23 protein-coding genes, 1 pseudogene and 1 riboswitch are annotated in these 24,361 nt (G+C 73.8%); of the genes and pseudogenes, 8 read left to right on the top strand and 16 right to left on the bottom strand.

Features of this window, described 5'->3' with window-relative positions; genetic code table 11:
• The first annotated feature begins 54 nt into the window (after positions 1-54).
• Complete coding sequence (locus PU704_RS01460; protein WP_277549831.1) at positions 55-2,037, top strand: M13 family metallopeptidase; 1,983 nt, start codon at positions 55-57, stop codon at positions 2,035-2,037.
• Between the two features lie 12 nt (positions 2,038-2,049).
• Here PU704_RS01460 and PU704_RS01455 read toward each other — a convergent pair whose 3' ends face one another.
• The 4 genes from PU704_RS01455 to PU704_RS01440 all read right to left on the bottom strand — a co-directional run bounded on the left by PU704_RS01455 (position 2,050) and on the right by PU704_RS01440 (position 6,050).
• On the bottom strand, positions 2,050-2,445 hold the full coding sequence (locus PU704_RS01455; protein ID WP_277549830.1) for a DUF4190 domain-containing protein: 396 nt from the start codon (positions 2,443-2,445) through the stop codon (positions 2,050-2,052).
• A 31-nt stretch (positions 2,446-2,476) separates the two neighbouring features.
• Positions 2,477-4,024, bottom strand: coding sequence for a DUF2142 domain-containing protein (locus PU704_RS01450; protein WP_277549829.1), 1,548 nt, complete (start codon positions 4,022-4,024; stop codon positions 2,477-2,479).
• A 4-nt stretch (positions 4,025-4,028) separates the two neighbouring features.
• Entirely contained in the window at positions 4,029-4,829 is an 801-nt protein-coding gene (locus PU704_RS01445) for a carbon-nitrogen hydrolase family protein (protein WP_277549828.1), read from the bottom strand.
• 180 nt (positions 4,830-5,009) lie between these two features.
• Positions 5,010-6,050, bottom strand: coding sequence for a M14 family zinc carboxypeptidase (locus PU704_RS01440; RefSeq protein ID WP_277549827.1), 1,041 nt, complete (start codon positions 6,048-6,050; stop codon positions 5,010-5,012).
• Between the two features lie 146 nt (positions 6,051-6,196).
• Between PU704_RS01440 and PU704_RS01435 the strand changes: the two genes are divergently transcribed.
• Both PU704_RS01435 and PU704_RS01430 read left to right on the top strand, forming a co-directional pair.
• Positions 6,197-6,583, top strand: a complete 387-nt coding sequence (locus PU704_RS01435; protein ID WP_277549826.1) for a YidH family protein — start codon at positions 6,197-6,199, stop codon at positions 6,581-6,583.
• Position 6,584: 1 nt separating this feature from the next.
• Positions 6,585-6,944 carry a DUF202 domain-containing protein gene (locus PU704_RS01430; RefSeq protein WP_277549825.1) on the top strand — a complete coding sequence of 120 codons (360 nt, stop codon included), beginning with the start codon at positions 6,585-6,587 and terminating at the stop codon, positions 6,942-6,944.
• 81 nt (positions 6,945-7,025) lie between these two features.
• On the opposite strand, the gene PU704_RS01425 is transcribed toward PU704_RS01430, so the two are convergent.
• Positions 7,026-8,312 carry an adenylosuccinate synthase gene (locus PU704_RS01425; protein ID WP_277549824.1) on the bottom strand — a complete coding sequence of 429 codons (1,287 nt, stop codon included), beginning with the start codon at positions 8,310-8,312 and terminating at the stop codon, positions 7,026-7,028.
• Positions 8,313-8,548: 236 nt separating this feature from the next.
• Between PU704_RS01425 and PU704_RS01420 the strand changes: the two genes are divergently transcribed.
• Positions 8,549-9,970 carry an amino acid permease gene (locus PU704_RS01420; protein ID WP_380112830.1) on the top strand — a complete coding sequence of 474 codons (1,422 nt, stop codon included), beginning with the start codon at positions 8,549-8,551 and terminating at the stop codon, positions 9,968-9,970.
• A 122-nt stretch (positions 9,971-10,092) separates the two neighbouring features.
• Here PU704_RS01420 and PU704_RS01415 read toward each other — a convergent pair whose 3' ends face one another.
• From PU704_RS01415 to PU704_RS01400, 4 genes and pseudogenes are all read right to left on the bottom strand, one after another.
• Positions 10,093-10,509 (bottom strand): VOC family protein, encoded by a 417-nt coding sequence (locus PU704_RS01415; protein ID WP_277549821.1) that lies wholly within the window; start codon positions 10,507-10,509, stop codon positions 10,093-10,095.
• A gap of 2 nt (positions 10,510-10,511) precedes the next feature.
• Entirely contained in the window at positions 10,512-11,009 is a 498-nt protein-coding gene (locus PU704_RS01410) for an SRPBCC family protein (protein WP_277549912.1), read from the bottom strand.
• Positions 11,010-11,015: 6 nt separating this feature from the next.
• A pseudogene (locus PU704_RS01405) lies at positions 11,016-11,363 on the bottom strand (ArsR/SmtB family transcription factor); the annotation flags it as partial.
• A gap of 161 nt (positions 11,364-11,524) precedes the next feature.
• On the bottom strand, positions 11,525-12,508 hold the full coding sequence (locus PU704_RS01400; RefSeq protein ID WP_277549820.1) for a glycosyltransferase: 984 nt from the start codon (positions 12,506-12,508) through the stop codon (positions 11,525-11,527).
• 227 nt (positions 12,509-12,735) lie between these two features.
• Positions 12,736-12,838: riboswitch (SAM riboswitch) on the top strand.
• Between the two features lie 68 nt (positions 12,839-12,906).
• On the opposite strand from PU704_RS01400, the gene PU704_RS01395 reads away from it, so the two are divergent.
• Positions 12,907-13,830, top strand: coding sequence for a methylenetetrahydrofolate reductase (locus tag PU704_RS01395; protein WP_277549819.1), 924 nt, complete (start codon positions 12,907-12,909; stop codon positions 13,828-13,830).
• Positions 13,831-13,936: 106 nt separating this feature from the next.
• Positions 13,937-16,354, top strand: coding sequence for a 5-methyltetrahydropteroyltriglutamate--homocysteine S-methyltransferase (gene metE / locus PU704_RS01390; RefSeq protein WP_277549818.1), 2,418 nt, complete (start codon positions 13,937-13,939; stop codon positions 16,352-16,354).
• 96 nt (positions 16,355-16,450) lie between these two features.
• Here the strand turns inward: metE and PU704_RS01385 are convergent, their stop codons facing one another.
• Positions 16,451-17,224, bottom strand: a complete 774-nt coding sequence (locus PU704_RS01385; RefSeq protein WP_277549817.1) for a GAF and ANTAR domain-containing protein — start codon at positions 17,222-17,224, stop codon at positions 16,451-16,453.
• Positions 17,225-17,433: 209 nt separating this feature from the next.
• A complete protein-coding gene (locus PU704_RS01380) occupies positions 17,434-18,435 on the bottom strand; it encodes a D-2-hydroxyacid dehydrogenase (RefSeq protein WP_277549816.1) in 1,002 nt (333 codons plus the stop codon).
• Positions 18,436-18,477: 42 nt separating this feature from the next.
• On the opposite strand from PU704_RS01380, the gene PU704_RS01375 reads away from it, so the two are divergent.
• Positions 18,478-19,728, top strand: a complete 1,251-nt coding sequence (locus PU704_RS01375; protein ID WP_338130204.1) for a phospholipase D-like domain-containing protein — start codon at positions 18,478-18,480, stop codon at positions 19,726-19,728.
• 69 nt (positions 19,729-19,797) lie between these two features.
• On the top strand, positions 19,798-20,568 hold the full coding sequence (locus PU704_RS01370) for a trimeric intracellular cation channel family protein (protein ID WP_277549815.1): 771 nt from the start codon (positions 19,798-19,800) through the stop codon (positions 20,566-20,568).
• A gap of 56 nt (positions 20,569-20,624) precedes the next feature.
• Here the strand turns inward: PU704_RS01370 and PU704_RS01365 are convergent, their stop codons facing one another.
• The 5 genes from PU704_RS01365 to PU704_RS01345 form a co-directional block, all read right to left on the bottom strand.
• Positions 20,625-21,044, bottom strand: coding sequence for a DUF3151 domain-containing protein (locus tag PU704_RS01365; RefSeq protein WP_277549814.1), 420 nt, complete (start codon positions 21,042-21,044; stop codon positions 20,625-20,627).
• A 139-nt stretch (positions 21,045-21,183) separates the two neighbouring features.
• Positions 21,184-22,206 carry a class II fructose-bisphosphate aldolase gene (gene fbaA / locus PU704_RS01360; protein ID WP_047801419.1) on the bottom strand — a complete coding sequence of 341 codons (1,023 nt, stop codon included), beginning with the start codon at positions 22,204-22,206 and terminating at the stop codon, positions 21,184-21,186.
• Positions 22,207-22,295: 89 nt separating this feature from the next.
• On the bottom strand, positions 22,296-22,958 hold the full coding sequence (locus PU704_RS01355) for a TrmH family RNA methyltransferase (RefSeq protein ID WP_277549813.1): 663 nt from the start codon (positions 22,956-22,958) through the stop codon (positions 22,296-22,298).
• Positions 22,951-23,532: an orotate phosphoribosyltransferase gene (gene pyrE / locus PU704_RS01350; protein ID WP_047801417.1), complete on the bottom strand. Its 582-nt coding sequence runs from the start codon at positions 23,530-23,532 to the stop codon at positions 22,951-22,953. Before pyrE ends, PU704_RS01355 begins: the two co-directional genes overlap by 8 nt.
• A 51-nt stretch (positions 23,533-23,583) precedes the next feature.
• Positions 23,584-24,342 (bottom strand): SDR family NAD(P)-dependent oxidoreductase, encoded by a 759-nt coding sequence (locus PU704_RS01345; RefSeq protein ID WP_047801416.1) that lies wholly within the window; start codon positions 24,340-24,342, stop codon positions 23,584-23,586.
• Positions 24,343-24,361 lie beyond the last annotated feature (19 nt).

Raw genomic sequence — 24,361 nt, 5'->3', positions numbered from 1 at the left:
AGCGGTCGGGGAAAAGACCTGCCGCGCCGCCGGACGGACGTTAACGTGGGGGCCATGACTTCTACGGCGACTTCCACGGTGTTCGACCTCTCCGGCTTCGACCGCTCCGTCCGCCCCCAGGACGACCTCTACCGGCACGTCAACGGGACCTGGCAGCGCCGCACCGAGATCCCCGACGACAAGCCCTCGGTGGGCGCGTTCATCGAGCTGCGGGACCAGGCCGAGGCCGCCGTGCGCGAGCTCATCACCCGGGCCGAGGCCGGGGACCCGGACGCGATCGAGTCCAAGATCGCCAACCTCTACGCGTCCTTCATGGACGAGGAGCGGATCGAGGCGCTCGGGGCCTCGCCGCTGGCCCCGGACCTCGACGAGGTCGACGCGGTGACCGACGTGCCCGCCCTCGTGCGCCACTTCGGGCGGATGATCCGCCGGGGCGTGGGCGGGCTCGTGGGTGTCGACGTCGACGCCGATCCGGGCGACCCCGAGCGCAACCTCGTCTTCGTCGGCCAGTCGGGCCTCGGCCTGCCCGACGAGGAGTACTACCGGGACGCCCAGCACGCCGCGATCCGGGAGAAGTACCAGGACCACGTGCGCTCCATGCTGTCCCTGGCCGGTGTGGAGGACGCCGCCGAGCAGGCCCGCGCCGTCGTGGAGCTCGAGACCCGGATCGCCTCCCACCACTGGGACAAGGTCACGGTCCGCGACCTCACCAAGATGTACAACCCCATGGGCTTCGAAGAGCTCGCCGGGACCACCACGGTCCTGGACTGGGCGCTGCTCGCCGAGGGCGCGGAGCTGCCCGTGTCGGCCCTGCGCACGGTGGTCAACGCCCAGCCGTCCTTCTTCACGGGCGTCGAGGAGCTGCTCGCCGACGAGCTGCTGCCGGCGTGGCGGGCCTGGGCCCGCTGGCACCTGGTCTCCGCGCGCGCCGCCTGCCTGTCCTCGGCGTTCGTGGCGGAGGACTTCGCGTTCTACGGCACCGTGCTCTCCGGCACCCCGCGGTTGAAGGACCGGTGGAAGCGCGGGGTGGAGCTGGTCAACGGGGTCCTCGGCGAGGCCGTGGGCGAGCTCTACGTGGCCGCCCACTTCTCCCCCACCGCCAAGGAGCGGATGGACGAGCTCGTGGCCAACCTCCTGGAGGCCTACCGCGTCTCGATCACCGGCCTGGACTGGATGACCGAGCAGACCCGGCAGGAGGCGCTGAAGAAGCTCTCCCAGTTCACCCCGAAGATCGGTTACCCGGAGCGGTGGAAGGACTACTCCTCCCTGCGGATCGACCCCGAGGACCTCGTGGGCAACCGGGTCCGCACCACGGAGTTCCGGCTCGCCGAGCTGGTCCGGAAGGCCGGCCGGCCGGTGGAGAAGCACGAGTGGCTGATGACCCCGCAGACGGTCAACGCCTACTACCACCCGCTGCGCAACGAGATCGTCTTCCCGGCCGCGATCCTCCAGCCCCCGTTCTTCGACGAGAACGCCGACGACGCCGTGAACTACGGCGCGATCGGCTCCGTGATCGGCCACGAGATCGGCCACGGCTTCGACGACAAGGGCTCCACCTGCGACGGCGACGGCCGGCTGCGCAACTGGTGGACCGACGCCGACCGGCGGGCGTTCGAGGAGCGCACCGCGGAGCTGGTGCGCCAGTACGACCGGCTGGTCCCGGAGCAGCTGCAGGACGAGGGCACGAGCGTCAACGGGGAGCTGACCCTGGGCGAGAACATCGGGGACCTGGGCGGGCTGACGATCGCGCACAAGGCCTGGCGGATGTCCCGGGCGGAGCACAGCGCCGTCGGGCCCGGGGAGCTGATCGACGGCTACACCCCCGAGCAGCGGCTGTTCCTGTCCTGGGCCTACGTGTGGCAGCAGAAGTCCCGCGACGAGGCGCTGCGCCACCGCATCGCCACCGACCCGCACTCCCCCAACGAGTTCCGGGCCAACCAGACGGTGCGCAACGTGCCCGCCTTCTACGAGGCCTTCGGCGTCGAGGAGTCGGACGGGCTGTGGCTGCCGGAGGCCGAGCGCGTCAGCATCTGGTGAGCCGGGCCCGGCTCAGCCGCCTCCGCCGGAGCTGATCAGGAACACCACCGCGATCAGCCACAGGACGAGGAAGATCCCGATGACGGCGAGCAGGACCGTCCCGACCCAGCCGAGCACCCGCCCCGGGGTGGCCGGGGTGCCGAGCTTCTCGGCCTCGCGCGCCTGCCAGATCGCGAAGGGACCCAGCAGCGGCAGCACCACCACGCTGAGGATGCCCAGGATCAGCGCGGTGTCGGCGTGGCTGCGGCCCGCGGCGAAGCGCTCCCACGACGGGGGCGGCCCCCACGGGGGCGGCGGGCCGTAGCCGCCGGTGGCGGCGGACCCGCCGGGGCCCGGCGCGCCGCCGGGCCCGTGCGGACCGCCGGAGCGGTCCGGGCGCGGTGGGGAGTCGGAGCGGTCGTCGTCCACGGGGTCCTCCAGAGGTCGTCGGTGCGGTCGGTCAGGGAAGGGCATAGTGGCCGGTGACGTGCATCACCGTGGCGTAGCCGGCCACGGCCAGCACGGCCGAGAGCGGGACGAGCACCAGGATCATGGTGTCCACCCGGCGCAGGGCCGCCGGCGCGGCGGGGAACCGGGCGCGCACCAGCGGCACCAGCGTCCCGAGCAGCAGCAGGGCGAGCGGGACGAAGTAGCGGCCCTGCACACCGTTGACGATCCCGGACTCCACCGGGGCGAAGCTGAGGTAGAGCGTGCCGAAGATCGCCGCGACGTTGAGCAGCAGGACCCCCGCGAACCACGCCGTCAGCCGGCGCGACGCGACACCCCGAGGGCCGTGGAAGAACGCGGCGCCCGCGGCGACGAGCCAGCACACGGCGCCGATGAACGGTCCGTTGACGTTCTCCCCGAGCCCGTAGCCCATCTGGCTCACGAAGCTGGCCGCGTAGACCCAGTCCAGCGTCAGGATCGTCCGCGCCGCCACGCCCAGGACCGCCAAGGGCTCACCCAGGACGAAGGCCAGCTGGTCACCGGGCCGCACCGTGTGCCGCTCCGCCGCTCCGCGGAGCAGGCCCATGGCCTCGGCCGTCCCCGAGGCCAGCCACATCCACCACGCGAAGGCCCCGAAGGTCAGCACCAGGCACCCGCCGAGCAGCAGGGCGGCCGGGACCGGCCCTCGGCCGGCGAGGCGCGGCAGCGGGTACTTGCGCAGGGGGACCGCCAGCAGCAGCAACGACAGGATCACGTAGGTGGGCTTCATGAGCGGGAGGGCGGTCGCGCCCACGAGCAGGACCGCCAGCTCGGCCCGGGAGACCGGCTCCGGGGAGCGGTCCAGCACGGTGGCCCGCAGCACCAGGGCGGTGAATGTGAAGACGACGGCGTTGGTCACCGAGTCCGCGGAGATCACCGCCGACTGGTAGAGGGCGGTGGGCAGCAGCGCCACGCAGAAGCCCACCCAGAAGAACCGCGTGCGCCGCAGGGACCACAGCCCCACCGCGGCCACCGCCGTGTATGACAGGACCTGCAGCATCCGCATCAGGGTCCAGGCGCCGCCCACGCCGAGGTCGGCCGCGGCGGCGAGCCGCGCCCCGAGTGCTGCGGGCAGGTAGGGAACCGGCGAGTACGCGGCCGTGTTCGGGAACCACGCCGTCACCGTCTCCCCGTTCAGGGGTTCGGCGAGCGCCTGCCGGCGGGCCTCGGACGGGACGAACAGCGGGTCCGACCGGTGCTCCGTGGATCCCGGCGGCCCGCCGAAGCCTCCGATGAAGCGGGTCGCGCTGGCGGGCGCCTCGCCGCCGTAGACGGGGTAGGGCCCGTCGTCGGGCAGCCGCTCGGGGGCAAGACCTCCCTCGGAGACCTGGAACGCACGGTGGAAGTGGGCGCCCTCGTCCGGGCCCCAGGCCACCGGCACCATGAGGGCGAAGACGGCGCCGAACAGCACGGACAGCCCGGCGAACAGCGCCACCACGGTGCGGGGCCGCAGCACGGACCGCACGACGTCCTCGGGCGGGAGATCGGGCGGGAGGCCGGGCGCCCGGGCGGCGGCGACCACGAGGTCAGTCCTCCGGGATGAGCGGGGCCGGGCCGAACCGGCGGTTGGCGAGCACGGGCACGGTCCGGCGCACCTCGTCGATGCGCTCCGCGGTGACGTCGGCGGTGAGCACCGCCTCCTCCTCCCCGGCCTCGGCCACGACCACGCCGAGCGGGTCCAGGACGGCGGAGCGGCCGACCGTGTGCTCGGCGCAGGTGTCCGCGGCCGCCACCCAGGCCGTGTTCTCGATGGCGCGGGCCTTGAGCAGCGCCTGCCAGTGGTCCACCTTGTGCTCCCCGGCGAACCAGGCGGCGGGCACGGTCAGCAGCTGCGCCCCGGCGTCGACCACGGCACGGCAGATCTCGGGGAAGCGCAGGTCGTAGCAGGTGATCATGCCGACCGAGAGCTCACCGATCCGCACCACCGTCACGCCCTTGTCCCCCGGCCGGATCCGGTCGGACTCCCGGTGGCTGAACGCGTCGTAGAGGTGGAGCTTGCGGTACGTGCCGAGGATCGCCCCCTGTCCGTCCACCGCCACGAGCGTGTTGTAGGGCCGGCCGTCGGCGGAGGCCTCGTAGCCACCGGCGATCACGGCCACGCCCGTCTGCGCGGCCAGGAAGGACAGCTGCTGGACGAAGCCGGACCACCCGCGCAGCACCAGCTCCTCGAACAGCTCCCCGATGAGCCGCTCGGAGAACATGGCCTCCTCGGGGAACACGACGAGCTCCGCGCCGGCGGCGGCGGCCTCACCGGCCATCCGGCGCATGGTCTGCAGGTTCTCGGCCGTGTCCGCGGTGGGCGCGAACTGTCCGACGGCGATCTTCACGGTCTCTCCTCGGTGCGGCGGCGGGTCCGGGGCGCCCCGGCGCGGTGCGCCGGCGGCGCCGCTGCGCCCACTGTATCCGCCGCCGCGCGCGGGCGGGACCGCCCGGTCCCGCCCGCGCCACGGCCCACGCAGGGCCGGGTGCGCGGGCCGCCCGACGCCGGGCGTTCCGCGCCGCCGCCGTCACTCCGTGCGGGTGGTCTGCTCCGGCAGCGTCTCCCAGAAGCTGGTGTCGGCGGTCCCGATCGACCCGTCCCCGATCGCCCGGGCCGTCTCCGTGAGGGTCAGCACCGTCTGGCGGATCAGGTAGCCGTTGCTGCGGGCGCCGAGGATGTAGTCCTCGCGGTAGTGGTCGGACATCCCGCGCATCTCGAACAGCAGCGTGGCCACCCCGTACTCGACCGCGATCCCGTTGCGGCTGATGGTCTCGGCCGTCCCGCCGACGTACTTGCCGAGCCGGCCCCAGCCGGTGGGCTCGATCGCGGCGTGCACCACGGCGCCGAGCTGCTGCGAGCGCCGGACGAGCTCGGGGTCGGCGTGCGGCGTCGTCGGGTACAGGATCGAGCCGGAGACGAGCTCCCCGTCCACCTCGGGCTGCGTGCCCTGGTGGTGCAGGTCGATCATGTAGTCGATGTCGTAGGCGCCCAGCACGTTCTCGTGCAGCGCCCGCGTCTCGGGCTGCGTGCGCGCGACGTGGTCGCGGTTGAGGTCGATCCCGTTGGCGTTGTACCGGGTGAGGTGGCGGTCCTTGGCCAGGTAGTCGTCGAGCGGGAAGTCGACGTCGCCCATCGCGCCGTCCGGGTTGAGCATGGGCACCACGAGGATGTTCACGTTCTGGAGCAGGTCGGCGGACTTGCCGGTGCCCAGGGCCTTGATGAAGCTGAGCGCCCCTTCGGTGGTGAGCTGCTCGTTGCCGTGCTGCTGGGTCAGGTACAGGATCGTGGGGTTCTCGGGATCGGAGACGTACTCGGCGAGGTAGAGGTCCCGGCCCTTGACGGACTGGCCGATGACCTTCAGCTCGAGCGCGTCCTGGCGCGCGTCCTGGTCCTGCAGCTGCGCGGCCAGGTCCTCGTAGGTGCTGAGGTGGGCGGTCGTGTACTGGCCGTTGCCGGGGTTGGGGCCCTCGCCCACGGCGGTGGCGGGCGCGGTGACGGCGCCGCCGGCGGCGAGCAGGGCCGCCAGGGCGAGTGCGGAGGTCAGACGTGCGGTGCGGGCATGTTCCATGGGGGGCTCCTCAGGGGGGTCGGAGGGAGTCCCAGGGTATGGCGCGGACGTGATCCGGACAACAGTGCCGTCCCCGCCGCCCCGGCGCGGGCGGGGCCCCGTGACAGGATGGGCCGTGGAACGACCGGGCGAGCGGAGGGCGGACGATGGGCGAGCAGCCGGGAACCCCGGGACGGCGCCGGCTGACCGAGCGGGTGCTCGGCGGCGGGGAGAACCCCGACCCCCGGTTCACCCTGGCCAACGAGCGCACGTTCCTCGCCTGGATCCGGACCGCGCTGGCGTTCCTGGCCGGCGGGATCGCGATCGAGGCGTTCACCGCGGACCTGTTCGACGAGGCCGTCCGCACGTTCCTCGCGGTCGTCCTGCTGGTGCTGAGCATGCTGGTCAGCGCGGGCGCCACGTTCCGCTGGATCGGGGTCGAGCGGAGCATGCGGCGCGGGGCCCCGCTGCCCCTGCCCCTGATCGCGCCGGTGCTCGCGGTGGGCGGGGCGATCGCGGCGGGAGTGCTCGTCGTCGTCGTTCTGCAGGGCTGAGATGGCGCGCCCGCGGAGCCCCCGGCCCGCCCCGCCGCCGGAGCGCCCGCACGCGGACCAGGGCCTGCAGCCCGAGCGGACCACCATGGCCTGGGGGCGGACCCTGATGTCCTTCGTGGTGGTCTCGGCGGTCTTCCTGCGCTGGCTCCCCCAGCACGGGCCGTTCGTGCTGGTGCTCTTCGGGCTGGCAGTGCTCACGGCCGGGTCGATCTACCTGACCCAGCGGCCGCGGTACGCGCGCAGTGCCCGCGGGATCTCCCGGGAGGAGTCGGCCCCGGAGGCAGGGGCGGTGCTGGCCACCGCGCTCGCCGTGCTCGTGCTCGGCGCGCTCGGCGTCTGGGTGGTGCTCGTCCTCGTCTGACCCCGCGCTCCTGCGCCGAGGTGGCACGTGGCGGCGACCGCGCGCTCCGGTCGCCGCCACGTGCCACCTCGGCGCGAGGGGTCAGTCGATGAGGTCGCGGACCACGATGGTGTCGTCGCGGTCCGGGCCCACGCCGATGGCCGACATCCGGGTGCCGCTCATCGACTCGAGCGCCTCCACGTAGGCGCGGGCGTTGACCGGCAGGTCCTCCAGGGAGCGGCAGCCGGTGATGTTCTCCGTCCAGCCGTCGAAGTGCTCGAAGATCGGCTTGGCGTGGTGGAACTCCGTCTGGGTCATCGGCATCTCGTCGTGGCGCACGCCGTCGACGTCGTAGGCCACGCACACCGGGATCCGCTCGATGCCCGTGAGGACGTCGAGCTTGGTGAGGAAGTAGTCGGTGAAGCCGTTGATCCGGGAGGCGTGGCGGGCCATCACGGCGTCGTACCAGCCGGTGCGGCGCGGGCGGCCGGTGTTCACGCCGAACTCGCCGCCGGTGGTGCGCAGCCGCTCGCCCATCTCGTCGAACAGCTCCGTGGGGAACGGGCCGGCGCCCACCCGGGTGGTGTAGGCCTTGATGATCCCGATCGCGCGGGTGATGCGGGTGGGGCCGATGCCCGAGCCCACGGACGCGCCGCCGGCCGTGGGGTTGGAGGAGGTCACGAACGGGTAGGTGCCGTGGTCCACGTCGAGGAAGGTGGCCTGGCCGCCCTCCATGAGCACGACCTTGTCCTCGTCGAGGGCCTGGTTGAGGAGGTAGGTGGAGTCCACGATCATCGGGGCCAGCCGCTCGGCGTAGCCCAGGAAGTACTGCACGACCTCCTCGACGTCGATGTCCCGGCGGTTGTAGAGCTTCACCAGCAGCTCGTTCTTCTGCCGCAGCGCGCCCTCGATCTTCTGCCGCAGGATCGACTCGTCCAGGACGTCCTGCACGCGGATGCCCAGCCGGCCGACCTTGTCCATGTAGGCCGGGCCGATGCCGCGCCCGGTGGTGCCGATCGCCCGCTTGCCGAGGAAGCGCTCGCTGACCTGGTCCATGGTCTGGTGGTAGGGGGCCACCAGGTGGGCGTTCGCGGAGAGCCGCAGCCGCGAGGTGTCCGCCCCGCGCGCCTCCAGGCCGTCGAGCTCCTCGAAGAGGGCCTGGGGATTGACGACGACGCCGTTGCCGATCACGGGGACGGCGTTGGGACTGAGGATCCCCGCCGGCAGGAGCTTCAGCTCGAACTTGTCCCCGCCCACCACCACGGTGTGCCCGGCGTTGTTGCCGCCGTTGGGCTTGACCACGTAGTCGACGCGGCCGCCGAGCAGGTCGGTGGCCTTGCCCTTGCCCTCGTCGCCCCACTGGGCGCCGACGATCACGATTGCTGGCATTGACGGACTCTCCTGCCTGGATGACGCGGGAGCTCTCCCGCGGGGCCCGGCGGAGGCTCGCCCCGGCCGGGCACGACAACGCCCCTGTGTCGACCCGGTCCTGTCCGCACGCTCGAGGCGGCGCCGCGCCGGCAGGATGGAGGCCCAGGGGCTCGTACCGTGCAAGTCTAGCGGTCCGTGACCGGGCGCACGCATCCGGGCCCGCCGCCCGGCAGCGCCGGGGTCCGATACCCTGGATGCCCATGAGTTCCCCTTCCTCCTGGACCCGGGCCGAGTCCGCCCCGGCGCGCCCGGCCGCACCGTCCGGGCCCGCGCCCGGCACCCACCTCAAGGCGCGTCACCTGGTGATGATGGCCCTGGGCAGCGCGATCGGCACCGGCCTGTTCATCGGCACCGGCGCCGCGATCCGCACGGCGGGGCCGGCGGTGCTGCTGTCCTTCCTGGTGGCCTGCGTGCTGCTCGTACTGGTGATGCGGGCGCTGGGCGAGATGGCTGCCGCGGACCCGTCCCCGGGCGCCTTCTCCACCTACGCCGAGAAGGCCATGGGCCGCACCGTGGGCCGGACCCTCGGCTGGCTGTGGTGGGCGCAGATCGTGGTGGTGGTCGCGGCGGAGGCCACGGCCGCGGCCCAGCTGCTGACGGAGCTGTGGCCGGTGGCCGAGCAGTGGGTGCTGGCGCTGCTGTTCATGGTGGTGTTCACGGCGGTCAACCTGGTGAAGGTGCGCACCCTCGGGGAGACCGAGTTCTGGTTCGCCCTGATGAAGGTGCTCGCCGTGCTGGCGTTCCTGGGGGTCGGTCTGGCCGTGCTGCTGGGCCTGACCGACGTGCCCTCCCCCGGGCTCGGCAACCTCACCGCGCACGGCGGCTTCCTGCCCAACGGGCTCACCGGGGTCGCAGCCGCGCTGCTCGTGGTGATCTTCGCGTTCGGCGGCACGGAGCTGGTGACCATCGCGGCCGCGGAGACCGAGGACCCGCAGCACAACGTGGCGCGGGCCGTGCGCACCATCCTGGTCCGCATCCTCGTCTTCTACGTGGGCGCGGTGACCGTGATGGTGCTGGTGCTGCCGTGGGACGACGAGCAGCTCTCCGTGAGCCCCTTCGTGGCCGTGCTGGAGCGCGCCGGGGTGCCGGGCGCCGACGTGGTGATGGCCGTGATCATCATCCTGGCACTGCTCTCGGCGCTCAACGCCAACGTCTACGGCTCGTCCCGGATGCTGTACTCGCTGGCCCGCCGCGGGTCCGCCCCGCGGGCCTTCGCCGACGTCTCCGCCCGAGGGGTGCCCCGGACGGCGGTGCTCGTCTCCGTGGCCTTCGGCTTCGGGGCGGTGGTGCTGAACTACCTGTGGCCCGAGACCGTGCTGCTGTGGATGCTCAACACGGTCGGCGCCACCTGCCTCGTGGTCTGGGGGCTTGCCCTCGTCTCCCAGATCGTGCTGCGCCGCCGCGCGGACCGGGACGGGACCGAGCTGCCGCTGCGGATGTGGGCCTTCCCGTGGCTGTCCTGGCTGGCGCTGGCGATCCTCGCCGGCATCCTGCTGCTCGGCCTGCTCGACGACGCCGTGCGCGGCCAGCTGCTGCTGACCGCCGCTCTGGTGCTGCTCATCGCGCTGGCCTCGAAGCTGCTCGGCCGCCGGGCCGAGCACGCCGGGCGGGACTGACCGGCGGCACGCCGCCCCCGGCCGCGCCGCACGACGTGCCCCGGGACAGGCCCCGGTCGGGACCGGAGGCCGCGCCGGAACCGGCGCCGGAAGCCCCGTCAGCAACGCCGTCAGGGCCGGTGTCAGAGACGGTGCTCGGGCGGGATCAGCGGCCGCTCGGCGCGGACCCGCAGCTCCTGCACCGCCCAGGAGTTGCCGTCGGGATCGCTGAAGCTGAAGACCGTGCCGCCGTCCCGCTCGTCGAGCACCGTGATCCCGCTGACCTCCACGCCCCGGGACAGCAGCTCCTCCCGGGCCGCCCGGGCGTCCGCGACCACCAGCTGGAGCCCGCGCAGGGATCCGGGGGCCATCTCCCGGTGGGCGGGGAGGTTGCCCACCACGATGGAGCAGCCGGACCCGGGCGGGGTCAGCTGGGCGATGTCCATCTGCTCGGTGCTGGTGTGGTGGTCGAGGCGGAAGCCGACCTGGTCCCGGTAGAACTCCACGGCCCGGTCGACGTCGCGCACCGGCACCAGCACCACCTCGAGGGTCCAGTCCACGCTCAGCCTCCCTGTCCGCCGAGCAGCCCGGCCAGCAGCTCCTCGAGCCGCTCGTAGCCCTCGGCCATGCCCTTCTCCATGCCGGAGCCGACCATCCCGTCGCGGGCCTCCTGCGAGGCGTGGACGGTGTGCCCGCGCAGCCGGCACCGGCCGCCGCCCAGGTCCTCGAAGCGCAGGTACTCGAGGTCGACCGCGTCGGGCCAGCCCTCGTACTCGAAGGTCTGGACGACCAGCTCGTTCTCGCGCACCGTGTGGAACACGCCGCGGAAGGCGTGCTCCTCGGCGCTGTCCTCGCCGCGCTGGACGAAGCGGTAGGCACCGCCGGCGCGGAACTCGAAGCCGTCGATCCGGGTCCGCAGCCCGCGCGGGCCGATCCACTGCCGGAACAGCTCGGGGTCGGCGTGGGCGCGGTAGACCTCCGCCACGGGGAAGTCGAAGTCCCGCTCGAAGTCGATGTACGGCACGTCGTCGGGGACGGTCAGGTGCAGGGCGTGTCCCATGGTGGGCTCCTCCCGGTGCGCGCCGCGGGGTGCGGCGCGGGTGTCGAGCACGGCGTCGAGGCGGCGGAACTGCTCCTCCCGGACCAGCCGGTACCGGTCGATCCAGGCGGTGAGCGCCTCCAGCCGTGCGGGGTCCAGGTGGACGGGCCGCCGCTGGGCGTCACGGGTGCGCGTGACGAGCTGCGCCTGCTCGAGGACCTGGATGTGCTTCGAGACCGCCTGCTTGGAGATCGCGAAAGGTTCCGCCAGTTCGGTGACCGTGGCCGGGCCCCGGCTGAGCCGGGCGACGATCCGCCGCCGGACCGGGTCGGCGAGAGCAAGGAAGGCCCGGTCGAGCAGGTCGTCGTCATCCACGGTGTTTGTCAACGTTTTCCTTGATCAACCTGTTGGTTGTTAAAGGCTACGTCCGGCGGGTCCGTGCGGCCAGCTCCGAGATCGGATCGTGACGTCCGTCCCCGCCGATGCAGGTCAGGGGCGCAGCGCCACCGGAGAACCGCCGATGCCCCCGCCTGTGCTCACCCGCGCTCCTCCACAGCGGCCGGGGCAGGACGGCCGGCGTCGGCCGCACCGCTCCAGGGCGGGGCCGGCTGGCGCAGGTAGAACAGCCGGGAGGTCTCCCGGCGGATCCTCGCCTGCCCGTGCAGCAGGACGCCCATCAGCAGGAACACCCCGGCCAGCACCATGAGGGACGCGGCCAGGAACGCCGTCGGGAATCGGGGCACCAGCCCGGTGCCCGCGAACTCCACCACCACGGGCAGGCCCAGGACCAGGCCGAGCACGAACAGGGCGCACGAGGCGGCGCCGGTCACCAGGAAGGGGCGTTCCTGGAAGAGCAGCTGGGCGAAGATGCCCAGGATCCGGAAACCGTCGTGGTAGGTCCGCAGCTTGCTCTCGCTGCCCTCGGCCCGGTCCCGGAAGCCCACCTCCACCTCGGTCTGCGGCACGCGGGCGTTGACGGCGTGCACGGTCAGCTCGGTCTCGATCTCGAACTCCCGGGACAGCGCCGGGAAGGACTTCACGAAGCGCCGCGAGAAGACCCGGTAGCCGCTGAGCATGTCGGTGACCTGCCGGCGGAAGGCGAAGGTGACGAGGGTGTTGAAGAACCGGTTGCCGGACTCGTGGCCGGCCCGGTAGGCCGTGCCGCTGACCTGGCGGCGCACCCCGAGCACGTGGTCGTAGGGGCCCCCCAGCAGGGTCGCGATCATCCGGGGCGCGTCGGCCACGTCGTAGGTGTCGTCGCCGTCGATGAGCAGGTAGACGTCGGCGTCGAGGTCCGCGAAGGCCCGCCGCACCACGTTGCCCTTCCCCTTCTCCTCCTCGCGCCGCACGTGCGCGCCGGCCCGCCGCGCGGCCTCGGCGGTGCCGTCGGTCGAGCAGTTGTCGTAGACGTGGACCTCGATGCCGGGGACCGTGGCGTGCAGATCGGTGACGACCTTCGCGATCGCGGCCTCCTCGTTGTGGCACGGGACGACCGCCACGATGCGGGGCGAACTGGGCATGGGTTCTCATTCCTGGGATCGTCGCGGCGGGCACGTTCTTTATCACCGCGAGCGGGCGCCCTGCGAACCGGTGCACGGCGGCGGTGCCGCGCCGGCCGCGCGGGTCCCGCGCCGCCCGGTGGCGATGTTGCGCCGCGTGACGCGCCCGCCGTCACAGTCGGCGCACCGGCGTCTTCTGCGCCGCCGGACTTGGCACCCGCCCGGGGCACCCGCTGGAATGGGTCCTGCATCTATCCAGAGCGGCCGAGAGACCTGGCTCGTCGACGCCGCAGCAACCATCCGCAGCCCCACGGGGCCGCGGAACGGTGCTCCCGCCAGGACCGATGGAGCTGTCGCAGCCTCCCGGGTCCGCCCCGGGACGGCCGGCGCCCTCCCTCGGGGTGACCCCAGGAGGTTCTGTGAGACGACCACCCGACCGGACGGCACCACCGCCGTCGCTGTCCTACGAGCTCTATCCACCGCGCTGCGCGGCGAGCGCCGAGACGCTGCTGCGGACCATCGAGGAGCTCGAGCCCACCCGCCCCGACCACGTCGCCGTGACCTACAGCGGGGATGCCCCGCGGCGGGCCGGGTCGCTGGCGCTGCTGGACCACCTCCTGACCCGCACCGGCCTGCGGCCCGTGGCGCACCTCACGTGCGTGGGCAGCACGCGGGCCGAGCTGGAGGAGACCGTCGCCTCCCTGCTCCACCGCGGGGTCCGGGGCGTCCTGGCCCTGCGCGGTGACCTGGAGCCGGGCGCCGAGCCCGGCGAGCTGGCCCACGCAGGGGACCTGGTGGAGCTGGTGCGCGAGGTCGAGCAGCGCCGCACCGCGTCCCTCGCCGGCGGACGGCTCGCCGTGGGCGTGGCCGCCTACCCGACCCGGCACCCCGAGTCGCCGTCCTTCCGCCACGACATCGAGGTGCTGCTGGCCAAGCAGCGCGCCGGGGCCGACTTCGCGATCACTCAGGTCTACTTCCGCCCGCAGCGCTACGAGCGCCTCGTGGCCTCCGCCCGGGCCGCCGGGGTGACGATCCCGATCGTGCCGGGCATCATGCCGGTCACGGAGCCGCGGCGGCTGGCCACGCTCTGCCGGCTCGCCGGGCTCCGGCCCCACCCGGGCCTGGCCGCGGCCCTGGAGGGGGCCGCCGGCCCCGCCGAGCGGCACCGGGCGGGCGTGGCCTTCGCGACCCGCCTCGCCCGCGCGGCCCTCGACGCCGGGGCGCCCGGGCTGCACCTCTACACCTTCAACGAGCACCGGGCCGCCCTGGACCTGCTGGAGCGCGTGGACCTGCCGCGCGTGCCCCACCAGCCGGCGGCCCTGCCGGACCTGCTGCCCGCCTGAGCGGCGAGGGACGCCGCCCGGCCCGGCCGCCGTCCCGCACCTCTTCCCCGATCTCTGCCCGCACCTTTTCCCGAATCTCTTCCCAGACCTGCCGAGGAGCACACCCATGAGCACGACCACCTCTGCCGTCCCCTTCCCCGCCGCCACCATCACCGGCTACCCCCGGATCGGCCGTCGCCGCGAGCTGAAGCAGGCCCTCGAGGCCTACTGGGCCGGGCGCTCGACCCGCGAGGAGCTCGAGACCGCCGCCGGCGAGCTGCAGCTGGCCACCTACCGCCGGCTGATGGAGCTGGGCCTGGGCGCGCAGGACGCGTCCCTGCCCGCGGCCTTCCCCCTCTACGACCAGGTCCTCGACACCACCGTGGCCCTCGGGGCGGTCCCGTCCCGCTTCGCGGACCTGGCCGGGGCGGACGGGCGCCTGGACCTGGACGCCGGTTTCGTGCTGGCCCGCGGCGACGCCGGGCGGGCACCGCTGGAGCTGACCAAGTGGTTCGACACCAACTACCACTACCTGGTCCCCGAGATCGGCCCCGGGACGCCCTTCACCGCCTCCGCCGGCCGGCTCGTGGCCGACGTCCGCCGCGCCGCCGAGCACGGCTTCACCGTCCGCCCCGTCCTCGTGGGCCCCGTCTCCTACCTGCTCCTGGCCAAGCCCGACGACGACGCCCCCGCGGGTTTCGACCCCCTGCAGCGGCTCGCCGATCTGCTCCCGGTGTACGCCCGGCTGCTCGACGAGCTCGCCGCGGCCGGTGCCCCGTGGGTGCAGCTGGAGGAGCCGGCGCTCGTGGCCGACCAGGACGTGCCCGCCGCGCGGCTCGCCGCGGCCGTGCAGGAGGCCTACACGGCGCTCACGGCCGCGCCCGGGCGGCCGCGGCTGCTCGTCACCACCTCCTACGGCTCCCCGGGCGCCCTGCTGCGCCCGCTGGCCCGCAGCGGGGTCGAGGCCGTGCACCTGGACCTGGTCAAGGGCGCGGCCCCCGCGCCCGCGGAGCTGGCGCTGTTCGCGGACGAGGGCGCCCCGGTGCTCGTGGCCGGGGCGGTCGACGGGCGCAACGTGTGGCGGGCCGACCTGGCCGGCCGGCTCGACGAGCTGGAGGACCTGGTCCGCGCCGGCGCCCGGGTCGCCGTGGCCAGCTCCACCTCCCTGTTCCACGTCCCGCACGACGTGGCCGAGGAGACCCGGCTGCACCCGCTGCTGCGCAGCTGGCTCGCCTTCGCCGACCAGAAGGTCGGCGAGATCGTCACCCTGGCCCGCGGTCTCGCCGCGGGTCGTGGGCCGGTCGCGGACCAGCTGGCCGAGGCCACCGCGGCCCGCCGCTCCCGCGAGGGCGCCCCGGGGGTCCGGGACGCCGCGGTGCGCGAGCGGGCCGCGTCCCTGACTCCCGCCGAGATCGGCCGCGCCCCCGCCGAGGTGCGCCGCGCCGCCCAGGAGGGCCGGGCCTTCACGGCGTCCGGTCCCCTGCCCCCGCTCCCCACCACGACCATCGGCTCCTTCCCGCAGACCGCCGAGGTCCGCGCCGCCCGCGCCCGGCACCGCGCCGGGTCCATCACGGACGCCCAGTACGACGGGTTCCTGCGCGAGGAGATCGAGCGGGTGGTGCGGCTGCAGGAGGAGCTGGGGCTCGACGTGCTGGTGCACGGCGAGGCCGAGCGCAACGACATGGTGCAGTACTTCGCCGAGCACCTGGACGGCTTCGCGACCACCGTGCACGGCTGGGTGCAGTCCTACGGCTCCCGCTGCACCCGCCCGTCGATCCTGTGGGGCGACGTCAGCCGGGAGGGCGCGGGGCTGCGCGGCGAGGCGTTCACGGTCCCGTGGATCGGCCACGCCCAGTCCCTCACCGACCGGCCCGTCAAGGGCATGCTGACCGGCCCGGTCACGATCCTCGCGTGGTCCTTCGTGCGCGACGACCAGCCGCTGGAGCAGACGGCGCGGCAGGTGGCGCTGGCGCTGCGGGACGAGGTCGCGGACCTGGAGGCCGCCGGGATCGGGATCATCCAGGTCGACGAGCCGGCCCTGCGGGAGCTGCTGCCGCTGCGCCGGGCCGACCAGCAGGCGTACCTCCGCTGGTCGGTGGACGCGTTCCGCCTGGCCACCTCGGGCGTGCGGGACGAGACCCAGGTCCACACCCACCTGTGCTACTCCGAGTTCGGCGAGGTCGTCGGGGCGATCGACGGCCTGGACGCCGACGTCACGAGCATCGAGGCGGCCCGCTCCCGGATGGAGGTGCTCACGGACCTGGAGGCCGCCGGCTTCTCCCGCGGGATCGGCCCCGGCGTGTGGGACATCCACTCCCCGCGGGTGCCCGCGCAGGAGGAGATCGAGCAGCTGCTCGAGCGGGCGCTCGAGCACGTGCCGGCACGGACCCTGTGGGTCAACCCGGACTGCGGCCTGAAGACCCGCGGCTACGAGGAGACGAGGGCCACCCTGGAGCACCTCGTGGCGGCGGCCCGGACCGCCCGGGAGCGCCTGGCGCAGCCGGCGGGGCCGGCGCTGATCGTCCAGCACGGTTCGCCCGCCTGACCACGGCGGCACCGAGCGAACGGCGGGGCCGCCCACGGGATCCCGTGGGCGGCCCCGCCGTTCGCGGTCCGGGGACACGCCGGCCGCAGCGCCGGCTCAGTCTCCCCGGGCCCCCGGTGCGGGGCGGCCGGGCCGGCGCGGCATCGAGAGCTGCCCGGTGTCCACGACCTCGGTGGCGATCTCGGCCATCTTCCGGTTGCTGTCCTGGCTGGCCAGGCGCAGCAGCTCGTGCGCCTGCCGACGGGTGAGCTTGTGCTGGGTCATCAGCACCCCGATGGCGGTGCCGATCTCCCGGTTGGACCGCAGCGCCACCTCCAGGTTCTCGGCCCGTTCCTGGGCGAGCGCCGTCGACACCGCCCACGCGGCGTGGGTGGCCAGCATCGTGCCGGCCCACTCGGTCTGGTCGTCGAAGGCGTCGGGGACGTCGGAGTACAGGTTCAGCGCGGCGATCAGGTCCGGGTCCGGGACCAGGATCAGCCGGTAGGCCAGCGCGCTGCGCACTCCGAGCTCCCGGGCGACCCGCGCCCCGTACTCCGGCCAGCGGGCGTCGTGGGCCAGGTCCCCGGAGCGGTGCACGCTGTCCTCCAGCAGGGCGTCCACGCACGGGCCCGAGCCCACCCGGTACTGGAGCGCGTCGGCCTGCCGGGCCTTCTCCCCGGTGGCGGCCAGGGTGCGGAACGTGTCGTGGCGCAGCGTGGTGATGCTGGCCCACCGCGCCCCCGGCAGCGTCTCCGCGGCCTGCCGGATCACCGCCTCGACCAGGGTGTCCGCGGTGACGGTGCGCAGCTGCTCACCCAGCCGCACGACGGCGTCGGCGATCTCGGCCAACCCGTCCGGGTCGGCCGGTGTGGCCGGGATCGGCGTGCTCACGAGCACCTCCGGACGGTCGTGGTGGCTGTTGCGCGCCCCGGAACAGCAGAGGGTGGCACAGGCAAGCCTGACAGCAGTCCGCGCTCGCCACAAGCCGCTCGCCACCGCCCCGGCCGCCGCGGACCCCGTCCATGGGCGGACCGGGTCCGCCGGTCGACCGCCTCGATTCCCGCGGGACGGCGGTGCCCTCCCCGTGCCCCGGCCCTCCCTCAGGAGGACCGGACGTAGCCGGCCACCTTGTCCACCTCGTGCCGCAGCGGCTCCCCGGCCGTCCAGCGCCGGAGGTGGTCCTCGAACTGCGCCGCGAGCTCCTCCCGCCACCCCTCGACGTCGCCGCACAGGTGCGCGGACACGTGCACCTCGTCCATCGCCCAGAAGGGGTGGGCCGGCGGCAGGGGCTCCGTGGCGAAGACGTCGAGGGTCGCGGCCGCGAGCCGTCCCGCCAGGAGCGCCTCCAGGAGGGCGTCCTCGTCGACCAGCGGCCCCCGGCCCACGTTCACGAGGTGGCCGTGCGGGGGCATCGCGGCGAGGACCCGGGCGTCGACGAGCCCGCGCGTGCGCTCGGTCAGGGGCGCGGCCAGCACCAGGTGGTCGGCCCAGCCGACGTGCTCGGCCAGCTCGGCCGCGGGGACGACCGTGCCGAAGTCGGGGTCCTCCGAACGGGCCGTGCGACCGGCGCCGCGCACCGCCATCCCGGCGGCCCGCAGCAGGCGGGCGGTCTCCCGCCCGATCCCTCCGGTGCCCACGACCAGGGCGGTGGAGCCCCGGGTGCGCCGCAGCTCCCGGTGCACCCAGCGCCGATCCCGCTGCAGCGCCTCGCTGCGGTGCAGCTGCTTGTCCTGGGCGAGGACCGCCGCGAGCACGAACTCGGCGACGGGCCGGTCGAAGACCCCGCGGGCGTTGGTCAGCCGGACCCCGGAGGCGCGCAGCTCCGGGAACAGCACGGCGTCCACCCCGGCGGCGGCCACGTGCACCCAGCGCAGCGCGGTGGCGGCGTCCCAGGCCCCGGAGAGCGCGTCGGAGAAGAAGTCCCACAGCAGCAGCACCTCGGCCGGACGCCGGTCCGCGTCGCCGGCGAGAGCCCCGGCCAGGCCCTCGCGGGTCACCACCGTGATGTCGGCGAGGCGCCGCAGGGCGGCCTCGTTGGGCGGCGGGGGCGTGCCCTCGGCGGTCAGCACGACCACGCGCGGCGGGGCGGGGACGGCGCTCATGCGGCCACCCTACGCCCGCCGTGCCCCGGGTACGCTTTGCAGATGACGTCCCCTCGCGCCACGGGTCCCCGCATGCTCCGCTCCATCGCCCTCCGCTCGGCCGCGGGCATGGTGGCCGTCCAGGCGGCGGTGGTCGCCACCCTCGTGGCCACGGACGCGGTCAAGCGCCGCCAGCGCGCCAAGCGTTCCGGCTTCCCGCGTCCCGGCACCTTCGAGCACACGGTCGCGGACACCGGGACCACGGTGTACACCTACGGGGAGGACCTCTACCGGGACATGCTCGCCGCGATCCGGGGAGCCCGGCACCAGGTCCTGCTGGAGACCTTCATCTGGAAGGACGACGAGGTCGGCCGGGCCTTCCTGGAGGCCGTCAACGCGGCCGCCGCCCGCGGTGTCCAGGTGCACGTGATGTACGACGGCTTCGGCAACCTGGTGGTCCCGCGCTCGTTCTACCGCTTCCACCCCGACGTGCACGTCTACCGGTTCCCCGTGCTGCGCCCCCGCCTGCTGCTCAGCCCGCTGCAGGCCACCGGGCTGACGCACCGGAAGCTGCTGGTCGTCGACCAGGAGGTCGGCTTCGTGGGCGGGTACAACGTGGGATCCCTCTACGCCACCGAGTGGCGGGACACCCACGTGCGGCTCACCGGTCCCGCCGCCTTCGAGCTCGGCCACTCCTTCGCCTCGGTGTGGAACCACCCCTCCGCGCGGCGGCCCAAGCTGCCGCACGTCAACCCGGGTTCCTGGGACTCCCGGGTGCGGGCGATCAACAACATCCCGGCCAGCCTCGTGTACCCGATCCGCAGCGTCTACCTCGACGCGATCCACCGCGCCACGGACCACATCTTCCTGACCACCGCCTACTTCATCCCCGACCAGCAGATCCTCTCCGCCCTGATCGAGGCCTCCCGGCGCGGGGTGGACGTGCGCGTGATCCTGCCCGAGAACTCCAACCACGTGCTCGCCGACTGGCTCTCCCGGGGCTTCTACTCCACGCTGCTGGCCGAGGACATCACCGTGCTCCTGTACCGCAACGCCATGATCCACGCCAAGACCGCCACCATCGACGGGCAGTGGTCGATCGTGGGCACCGCCAACATCGACCGGCTGAGCCTGGGCTTCAACTACGAGACCAACCTGGAGATCCACGACCGCGACTTCGCCGCGGACATGGAGGCCGTCTTCGCCGCCGACAGCGAGAACTGCCGGGAACTCACCGCCGGGCAGTGGGACGAGCGGTCCCCCGCGGCGTGGTTCGCCGAGACCGTCCTGGTGCCGCTGCGCCCCTTCCTCTGAGCACCTCCTCCGGGCGGGCGCGCCCCGGGTGCTACCCTCGGGCGTCGGTGTGCCGTGGATGAGGTGGTCGTGGGAAGTACGGATCCGGGCGTCGTGTTCGACGCCGTCGACCTGCTGGGCGTGCTCACCAACGGCGTGCTGGGCGGGGCGGTGGCGCGCCAGCTGCGGATGGACCCGGTCGGCTTCGTGTTCCTCGCCGTCCTCTCCGCGCTCGGCGGCGGCCTGCTGCGGGACACGCTGCTTCAGGTGGGCTTCCCCGTGGCGCTGACCAATCCCGCGTACCTCGGCACGGCGATCGCCGGGGCCGCCATCGCGTTCTTCCTGCAGCTGCGCGGCACGTGGACCCACCGTGTGCTGATCGTGGCCGACGCCCTGGCCGTGGGCTGCTGGGCGGCCACGGGCACCGCCAAGGCCCTCGACGTCGGCCTGAGCTGGCTGCCGGCCGTGATGATCGGGGTGATCACCGCCGTGGGCGGCGGGATGATCCGCGACATCGCGGTGGGGCGGGTGCCCATGATCTTCGGCGGCAACACCCTCTACGCCACGGGGGCGGTGATCGCCAGCGCCGAGATGGCGGTCCTGCACGCCCTGGGCCGGCCCACCTGGGGCATGGCCGCGGCGATCCTCACCGCCGCGACGGTCACCGTCCTCGCCCGGCGCCGGGGGTGGCGCCTGCCCGGGGCGGGCGAGTGGAACGTGCGCCTGCCGAAGCGGGACTGGCCCCGGCCGTCCTGGCGTCCGCGCCGGCCCCGCCGCGGCAGGCGCGACGGACTCGGCGACAGGCGCGGCGACGGGCGCGACGACGGCCCCGTCCGCGGGCCGGGACCCGGCACGCCCTGACCGGCGCGGGTCCGGGGACGCCCCCGGGCCCGCACCACCGGGTCAGCGCTGCCGGGTCAGTGCTGGAGCTGCTCCGCGGCGGTGGGATCGGAGTCGTTGAGGAACTTCTGGATGCGCTCGGCCTCGTCGAACTCGCCGATCGCGGCCGCGGCCCGGCCGAGGGCGGACAGTGCGCGGAGGAAGCCGCGGTTGGGCTCGTGGGAGAACGGGATGGGCCCGTGGCCCTTCCAGCCGTGGCCGCGCAGGGCGTCCAGGCCGCGGTGGTAGCCCACACGGGCGAACGCGTAGCCCTCCAGCGTCCGGCCCTCGGCGAGGGCGTCCTCGGCGCACATCGCCCACGCGAGGGAGGCCTTCGGGTAGCGGGCGGCGAGGTCCTCCGCCTCGTCGCCCGCCTCGATGCGGGCGGCCAGCCCGGGGTCGGCCGAGAGATAGGTGGGCTCGGGGCCCTCGAGCAGGTTCTTGCCGGTGAGGCTCATGGGGAAGGGGGTCCTTTCGGTGGGCGGAACTGCGGGATGCGTGCGGGGCGCGGGACGGACGACGGCGGCGCCCCGCTCGGGCAGGGCGCCGCCGTCGGTCCTCCGCGGCCGGGGATCCGGCCGCGGAGGGTGGTGCCGCCTACTTGACGGAGGTCCCGGCGGAGCCGAGGTTCTGGCAGGCCTCGACCACGCGGGCGGCCATGTTCCCCTCGGCCAGGGCGCCCCACACGCGCGGGTCGTACGTCTTCTTGTTGCCGACCTCGCCGTCGACCTTCAGCACGCCGTCGTAGTTGGTGAACATGTGCCCGGCGACGGGGCGGGTGAAGGCGTACTGGGTGTCGGTGTCCACGTTCATCTTCACCACCCCGTACTCCACGGAGTTCGCGATCTCCTGCGCGGTGGAGCCGGAGCCGCCGTGGAAGACCAGGTCGAAGGGCCGGTCCTTGCCGAGCTTCTTGCCGACCTCCTGCTGGATCTGCTGCAGCAGCTCCGGGCGCAGCTTGACCCCGCCGGGCTTGTACACCCCGTGCACGTTGCCGAAGGTCAGGGCGGTGAGGTAGCGGCCGTTCTCCCCGGCGCCGAGGGCCTCCACGGTGGCCAGGCCGTCCTCGACGGTGGAGTAGAGCTTCTCGTTGATCGCGTTCTCCACGCCGTCCTCCTCGCCGCCGACCGCGCCGATCTCGACCTCGAGGATGATCTTGGCCTTGTGCGTGCGGGCCAGCAGCTCCTGGGCGATCTTCAGGTTCTCGTCGAGCTCGATCGCCGAGCCGTCCCACATGTGGGACTGGAAGATCGGGTCCTCACCGCGGGCCACGGCCTTCTCCGACTCCTCCAGGAGCGGCAGCACGAATCCCTCGAGCTTGTCCTGCGGGCAGTGGTCGGTGTGCAGGGCGATGTTGACGTCGTAGTTCTTCGCGACCTCGCGGGCGAACGCCGCCATCGCGAGCGAACCGGTGACCATGTCCTTGACGGAGGCCCCGGACCAGTAGGCGGCCCCGCCGGTGGAGGCCTGGATGATGCCGTCCGAGCCGGCCTCGGCGAAGCCGCGGATGGCCGCGTTGAGCGTCTGGGAGGAGGTGACGTTGATCGCCGGGTAGGCGAAGCCCTTCTCCTTGGCGCGGTCGATCATCTCGGCGTAGACGTCAGGGGTTGCGATGGGCATGCTGGCTCCTTCGGGTCGGGTGTGGCCTGGCTCCCACTCTAGCCAAACCGCCGCCGGGGGACGACGGAAGGGCGTCACGGGTCGTGCGCTCAGCCGGGCGGCTGGCCGAACACGTGGCGGCGGACCCACGCGTGCATGGCCACGGCGGCCGCGGCCGAGGCGTTGATCGAGCGGGTCGAGCCGAACTGGGCGATCGACAGGGTCGCCCCCGCCGCGGCGTGCATCTCGGGGCTGAGCCCGGGGCCCTCCTGCCCGAACACCAGCACGCAGCGCTCCGGCAGGTCGTAGGTCTCCAGCTGCCGGGAGTCCGGGAAGTTGTCGATCCCGATGACGGGCAGCCCCTCGGCGGCCGCCCAGGCCGTGAACTCCTCGACGCTCGCGTGGTGGCGCACGTGCTGGTAGCGGTCGGTGACCATGGCGCCGCGCCGGTTCCAGCGCCGCCGCCCCACGATGTGCACCTCCCGGGCGAGGAAGGCGTTGGCGGTGCGCACCACGGAGCCGATGTTGAGGTCGTGCTGCCAGTTCTCCACGGCCACGTGGAACGCGTGCCGGCGGGTGTCGAGGTCGGCGACGATGGCCTCCATCGTCCAGTACCGGTAGCCGTCCACGACGTTGCGCCGGTCTCCGTGCGCCAGCAGCTCCGGGTCCCACTGCTCGCCCTCGGGCCAGGGGCCGTCCCACGGGCCGACGCCCACCACGGGCCCGGCCGCGGCGGCCTCGACGGCGGCCGCCTCCGCAGCGGGGTCAGTCAAGTCCGAGCTCGTCCTTCGTGAAGGCGTAGAGGCAGGGCACGCCCGCCGTCTCCTGGATGCGCTCCTTCGCGCCGGTGCGCCGGTCCACGATGATGGCCACGGCCACCACGTTGGCGCCGGCCCGCTGCAGGGCCTCCACCGCGGTGAGCGCCGAGCCCCCGGTCGTGGAGGTGTCCTCGACGACGACGACGTCGCGGCCGGCCACCGGGGGGCCCTCGACCTGGCGGCCCATCCCGTAGCTCTTCTGGGCCTTGCGGACCACGAACGCGTCCACGGCCCGCCCCCGCTCGCCGGCGGCGTACATGATCGCGTGCCCCACCGGGTCGGCGCCCATGGTCAGCCCGCCCACGGCGTCGAAGGAGATCCCGGCCTCGTCGAGCATGGCGAGCATCACCCGGCCCACGTAGCGGGAGGCCTCGTGGTGCAGGGTCACGCGCCGCAGGTCCACGTAGTAGTCGGCCTCGATGCCGCTGGCCAGGGTGACCTTGCCGCGCACCACGGCGAGGTCGATGATCAGCCGGCGGAGGCGTTCACGGGCGGTCGCGAGGTCGACGGGCGAGAAGTCGGTGGTCATGCGCCCCAGTCTATGGGTCCGCCGGAGGGCCCGCGGATCGCGCGGGACCGCTCAGCGCGGGGCCATCCGCAGGGCGCCGTCCATCCGGACGGTGGTGCCGTTGAGGTAGTCGTTGTCCAGGAAGGAGGCGACGAGCTGGGCGAACTCCTGCGGCCGGCCGAGCCGGCGTGGGAAGGGAACGCCCGCGGCGAGCCCCTGCCGGAACTCCTCGCCGACCGCCGCGAGCATGGGGGTCTCGATCACGCCCGGGGCGATGGTGTTCACGCGGATCCCCGAGCCGGCGAGGTCCCGGGCCGCGGTGATGCCCAGGCTGTGCACCCCGCCCTTCGACGCCGCGTAGGCGGCCTGCCCGACCTGGCCCTCGAACGCCGCGACGGAGGCGGTGTTGACGATCAGCCCGCGCTGTCCGTCGTCGTCCACGGGGTCGGTGGCGGCGATCCGCTCCGCGGCGAGCGCGAGGACCGTGAAGGTGCCGAGGAGGTTCACGCGCAGCACGGTCTCGAACAGGTCGAGGTCGTGCACCCCCCGCTTGCCCAGCACCCGGGCCGAGGGCCCGATCCCGGCGCAGTTGACCACGGTGCGCAGCGGCCCGGTCCCGTCCGCGGCCGCCACGGCCTCGCGCACGGCGTCGCGGTCGGTGACGTCGGCGGCCACGTAGCGCACGCCGGGGACGTCGGGGGCGGTGTCGACGGCGGCGGGCAGGTCCACGGCCACGACCCGCACGCCGCGCCCGGCGAGCATCGCGGCGGTGGCGGCGCCGAGCCCGGAGGCGGCGCCGGTGACGAGGGCGGAGGTGTCGGTGACGTCCATGGGGGTCCTTTCGCGGGGG

It is taken from the genome of Kocuria oceani, assembly GCF_029524215.1.
In the GTDB taxonomy this organism is placed as follows: Bacteria; Actinomycetota; Actinomycetes; order Actinomycetales; family Micrococcaceae; genus Kocuria; species Kocuria oceani.
Note: the sequence above shows the minus strand (reverse complement) of the source record. Positions and strands in the feature narration are given on the sequence as shown.

Coding starts and splice junctions, on each gene's coding strand:
- metE (WP_277549818.1), top strand. CDS start 13,937: ATGAGCACGACCACCTCTGCCGTCCCCTTCCCCGCCGCCACCATCACC.
- pyrE (WP_047801417.1), bottom strand. CDS start 23,532: ATGACCACCGACTTCTCGCCCGTCGACCTCGCGACCGCCCGTGAACGC.
- PU704_RS01435 (WP_277549826.1), top strand. CDS start 6,197: ATGGGCGAGCAGCCGGGAACCCCGGGACGGCGCCGGCTGACCGAGCGG.
- PU704_RS01420 (WP_380112830.1), top strand. CDS start 8,549: ATGCCCATGAGTTCCCCTTCCTCCTGGACCCGGGCCGAGTCCGCCCCG.
- fbaA (WP_047801419.1), bottom strand. CDS start 22,206: ATGCCCATCGCAACCCCTGACGTCTACGCCGAGATGATCGACCGCGCC.
- PU704_RS01410 (WP_277549912.1), bottom strand. CDS start 11,009: ATGGGACACGCCCTGCACCTGACCGTCCCCGACGACGTGCCGTACATC.
- PU704_RS01380 (WP_277549816.1), bottom strand. CDS start 18,435: ATGAGCGCCGTCCCCGCCCCGCCGCGCGTGGTCGTGCTGACCGCCGAG.
- PU704_RS01425 (WP_277549824.1), bottom strand. CDS start 8,312: ATGCCAGCAATCGTGATCGTCGGCGCCCAGTGGGGCGACGAGGGCAAG.
- PU704_RS01345 (WP_047801416.1), bottom strand. CDS start 24,342: ATGGACGTCACCGACACCTCCGCCCTCGTCACCGGCGCCGCCTCCGGG.
- PU704_RS01365 (WP_277549814.1), bottom strand. CDS start 21,044: ATGAGCCTCACCGGCAAGAACCTGCTCGAGGGCCCCGAGCCCACCTAT.
- PU704_RS01375 (WP_338130204.1), top strand. CDS start 18,478: ATGACGTCCCCTCGCGCCACGGGTCCCCGCATGCTCCGCTCCATCGCC.
- PU704_RS01430 (WP_277549825.1), top strand. CDS start 6,585: ATGGCGCGCCCGCGGAGCCCCCGGCCCGCCCCGCCGCCGGAGCGCCCG.
- PU704_RS01400 (WP_277549820.1), bottom strand. CDS start 12,508: ATGCCCAGTTCGCCCCGCATCGTGGCGGTCGTCCCGTGCCACAACGAG.
- PU704_RS01440 (WP_277549827.1), bottom strand. CDS start 6,050: ATGGAACATGCCCGCACCGCACGTCTGACCTCCGCACTCGCCCTGGCG.
- PU704_RS01460 (WP_277549831.1), top strand. CDS start 55: ATGACTTCTACGGCGACTTCCACGGTGTTCGACCTCTCCGGCTTCGAC.